The sequence below is a fragment of the Mycobacterium sp. genome, from assembly GCF_040509115.1.
In the GTDB taxonomy this organism is placed as follows: Bacteria; Actinomycetota; Actinomycetes; order Mycobacteriales; family Mycobacteriaceae; genus Mycobacterium.
The window spans coordinates 1-3,667 of sequence record NZ_JBEVLO010000554.1; the positions used below are offsets into that span (position 1 = coordinate 1).

At 64.3% G+C, this 3,667-nt stretch carries 2 protein-coding genes and 1 pseudogene; all 3 read right to left on the bottom strand.

The features are described 5' to 3' along the window. Nucleotides 1–1,868, bottom strand: a 1,868-nt coding sequence (locus tag ABW137_RS36990; RefSeq protein ID WP_526408154.1) for a glucosylglycerate hydrolase family protein, incomplete at its 3' end; no start/stop codon positions are given. Then, the gene (locus ABW137_RS36995; RefSeq protein ID WP_526408156.1) at nucleotides 1,865–2,896 is read right to left on the bottom strand and encodes a glycosyltransferase family 4 protein; all 1,032 of its coding nucleotides are present in this window, start codon (nucleotides 2,894–2,896) and stop codon (nucleotides 1,865–1,867) included. The genes ABW137_RS36995 and ABW137_RS36990, both read right to left, overlap by 4 nt. A gap of 453 nt (nucleotides 2,897–3,349) precedes the next feature. Then, nucleotides 3,350–3,667, bottom strand: a pseudogene (locus ABW137_RS37000) (hypothetical protein); the annotation flags it as partial.

The following is a 3,667-nucleotide window of genomic DNA, read 5'->3' on the forward strand; positions in this document are numbered from 1 at the left end:
CCGCAGAACAGCTCGGGCAGCCTGCCGCCGAAATGTTCGGACGCATCGAGCAGGCCCAACGCAATCTGTTGCGTCTCTTCGACGAAACCGTAGTTGGCCAGCCCTGCGATGGCGATCGCGGTGTCGTGCGGCCACACCGAGCCGTTGTGATAGCTCATCGGGTTGAAGGCGTTCATGTCGGTGGCCAGAGTTCGTATCCCGAATCCTGAGTTCAGTTGAGGCCCAGCGAGATGTGCTGCCACTGCGGCGGCCTTGTCGTCGTCGACGATGCCGGTCCACAGGCAATGGCCCATGTTCGAAGAGACGGAGTCGACTTGACGTTTGGCCCCGTCGAGGGCTGTCGCGAAAGCCTGCCTGTCGGGCATCCAGAAGGCGAGGTTGAACGCCGCCTTCAGCTGCGCCGAGCGGGTGCGCCACGCTCGGGCTGCGACGGTGTCCCCGTCTCCGTCGGCAAGGAACGCTCGAGCCTGAAACGCTGCATACACGTAGCCCTGCACCTCGCACAGCGCTATCGGCGGGGCGGCGAGATGCCCGTCGGCATGGTTGATCCCGTCGAAGGAGTCCTTCCAGCCCTGGTTGACCAGACCGCGGTCGGTGTGTCGGCGGTACTCCACGAAACCATCTCCGTCGGCGTCGCCGTACTCGAGTATCCACGCCATGGCGCGATCGGCCGCGGCCAACAGCGACGGCCGGTCTTCGTCGAGAAGGCCTCCCCACCGATCGAGCTCAGCGAGCAGCATGACGAAAAGTGGTGTGGCGTCCACGGTTCCGTAGTAGGTGGTGCCTCCGCCTAACGCCAACGCCGCCTCTGTGCCGAGACGAACCTCGTGGAGGATACGCCCCGGTTCCTCCTCGGTCAGAGGGTCCACCCTGGTCCCTTGCAGCCGGGCAAGGGTGCGCAAGGTGTTCACCGCCAAGCGTGGATCCAGACCCAAGCTCATCCACGCGGTCAGTAGGGAATCTCGTCCGAAGAGCGCCATGAACCAAGGCGCGCCTGCGGCAAGGATCGGACGGCCCGGCTGTTTCGGGTCTTCGATCTGCAATGAACCGAGGTCACGGGTCCCGACCTCGAGAGAACGATCAAACGCCGAATCTCCAGTGACGATCCGCGGATTCGACAGACGCCAGGCGTGGAGTCGGCGTGCTGGACCGCTGGTGTCGACTGGTTCGCCACAGCGGTGTCGGGGCTGGATTCGATCGCCTCCGGTCGAGGCCTCCACGGCGAAGCAGGTCGACCACTGCGACCGTTGTGGCACTACGATCCGGAACGTGAATCTGCCGGGCGTGACGATCGGATCCCCGGTGGTGGCAGTGATCTGAACACCGCGGGTGTCATCCGGTCCGGCGAACGTGAAGGCCATCGTCGCCGTGCCGAGGTCGACGGCTAGATCGTGCGGGCGCTGAGCCCTGCCTTCCTTGACGGCGAAGAGATCCGCGAAGTCCGAGTCCACGGCCAAGGACAAGGTGACCCCGACCGGCTCCGCCCCGAGGTTGCGTAAGATCACGTCCTCGCGCATCCCGTCGCCGACCAACCTGTCGCGCAGCACCAACATCGTGCTGTCCGCCAGCCATTGACGTGGCGGCGTCCGGCCAACGAACGTGGCCCGGTAGGGCTCGGCTGGCTCTTCGATCGTGGCCAGGTTTTGCACCGGCGCCCCGTCGACGGCAAGCCGCCAGCATGACAACAACCGGGTATCGGCGACGAACAATCCCTGTGGCCGATCGCGATGAACGTCGCCCGAATTCGCCGAGATGCAAAACGTCGAACCTTCTAGCAGCGTGATGTCACCGCCGTCGCTGGTCACGGGTGGGCCCGTGCCAGAGGCCCAAGCGTCCGCCGCACCTGCTTCGCCGTCGACGACGCTCACCGGGTAACCATCTCCTGATAGAGGGCGAGGTGGTCGGCGACCATCCGAGTGGTAGAGAAGCGCTGGACGACTGCCGCGCGGCAGGCATCACGGTCCAACTGGTCGATGCCGTGGATCGCGGTCACCAGTTCGGCGGCGTCGGCGCAGAGGAACCCGGTGCTGCCGCGATCCACGATCTCGGGTGCGGCGCCGTTGGGACAGGCGATGACTGGCGTGCCGCAGGCCATCGCCTCGATCATCACCAACCCGAACGGTTCCGCCCATTGGATCGGGTTCAGGAGGGCTTTGGCCGCACCGATTAGCGCCAGTTTCGCGTCACCGGTGACCTCTCCGACGAAATTCACATCGTCGGTGAGTAACGGCAAGACTTGGTCAGCAAAGTAGGCCTGTTCAATGGGTTCCCGGTTCTTGGCTGCGATCATCAGCGGCTCGCCTGCGGCACGCGCAGCCAGTACGGCCTCGCGTACCCCCTTGTCCGGGGTCATCCGCCCGAGAAATAGCAGGTAATCCCCTTCTCCTGCGCCCACTGGGTATTCGTCGGGGTCCAGTCCGTGGTGAATCACTCGGGCCACGTCGATCTCAGGCGCGTGCGACGCTTGGTCGTGCGAAATCGCCACTACGGGTAGCCGCTTGCCGTAGCGGCGGTAGATCGCTCGGAGCTCACCGCTGAACGGACCGTGGCAGGTGGTGACTACTCGGTCATAGCCGGACGCCAACGCCCACGCCGGACCCAACAGAGTGTGGTCATGAATGATGTCGCAGCCGGCAAGTGCCTCGTAGCCGCCCATGACGTGGGGCAACTCAACTTCACCGCGGCCGACGCGATCCCAATCCGCCGTGGCCATGGTGTAGACAATGGGGACCTGCGCCGTGCTGTCGCCGGTGGCATACAGCAACACCTCGTGTCCGGCCGCAGTCAAGCCCTGCGCCAGCTGGCACACCACCGACTCCGTGCCCCCGTAGCCTGGCGGGGGTGTCGCCGCCCAAGGCGGCGCCAACAGACCAACCTTCAAAGGCTCGTGCGTCATGAGTTCATCGTGGGATTTGGCAGTCGCAACCGCACCGGCCCGATGGGACGGAAAGCGGCGGCACCGCTCGTCCCGTCAGATTAGCCATATGGTCTGCCCGCGTTGCGATTTGGCTAGACCAGTTCTGCCATTCTGCGCATGCTGGACGATCGCGATCGCACGTTTTCAACTGGGCAGTAGATACCATGAGAACTGTGCCGGGCCCTCGGCTCCGTCCGCAGATGGCACCGCGCTACCCGTCAGCAAGCGCATTCAGCCCGCGTGGCGCCGAGGGCGACCGAGTCCACGACGATGTCGCGCACGTAGTGGTGGAGGCGTCCACCTCCTCGCACCCAGTTATGCCAGGTGCATTAGTCACCGATTGTAGTGTGCAAGAGCACAATTCAACCACGCCGTGGTAATCAATTTCGCTGCTCTAGCCGGCGGTGAGAGGCCGTCATGGCCATTCTTCTTCTATTTCTTGCGCTTGAGTAGCCTTCTCACCAAGTAGATGGGCAGGATCCACGGGCCGGCAACGATTATCGGATCCATCCACGTGTGCTTCACGTCGGCCCGCTTCCGGCCGAACCGGGACCCGACGCCACTGTGGGTGAACTCGGCCCTGATGCCGGTCTCGGTGATCGGGTTGTCCGGACGGGAGCTCAGCAGCGAGAGGATGTGGTGCTCGCCGGCGTCGACGCGGTCCGCGTAGAGCAGGATCATCCAGTGCGCCGCACGACCCTCACTGAACTTGTAAGCGAATCTACGCATGACGCCTGAGAGTCCACTGGG

Coding starts and splice junctions, on each gene's coding strand:
- ABW137_RS36995 (WP_526408156.1), bottom strand. CDS start 2,896: ATGACGCACGAGCCTTTGAAGGTTGGTCTGTTGGCGCCGCCTTGGGCG.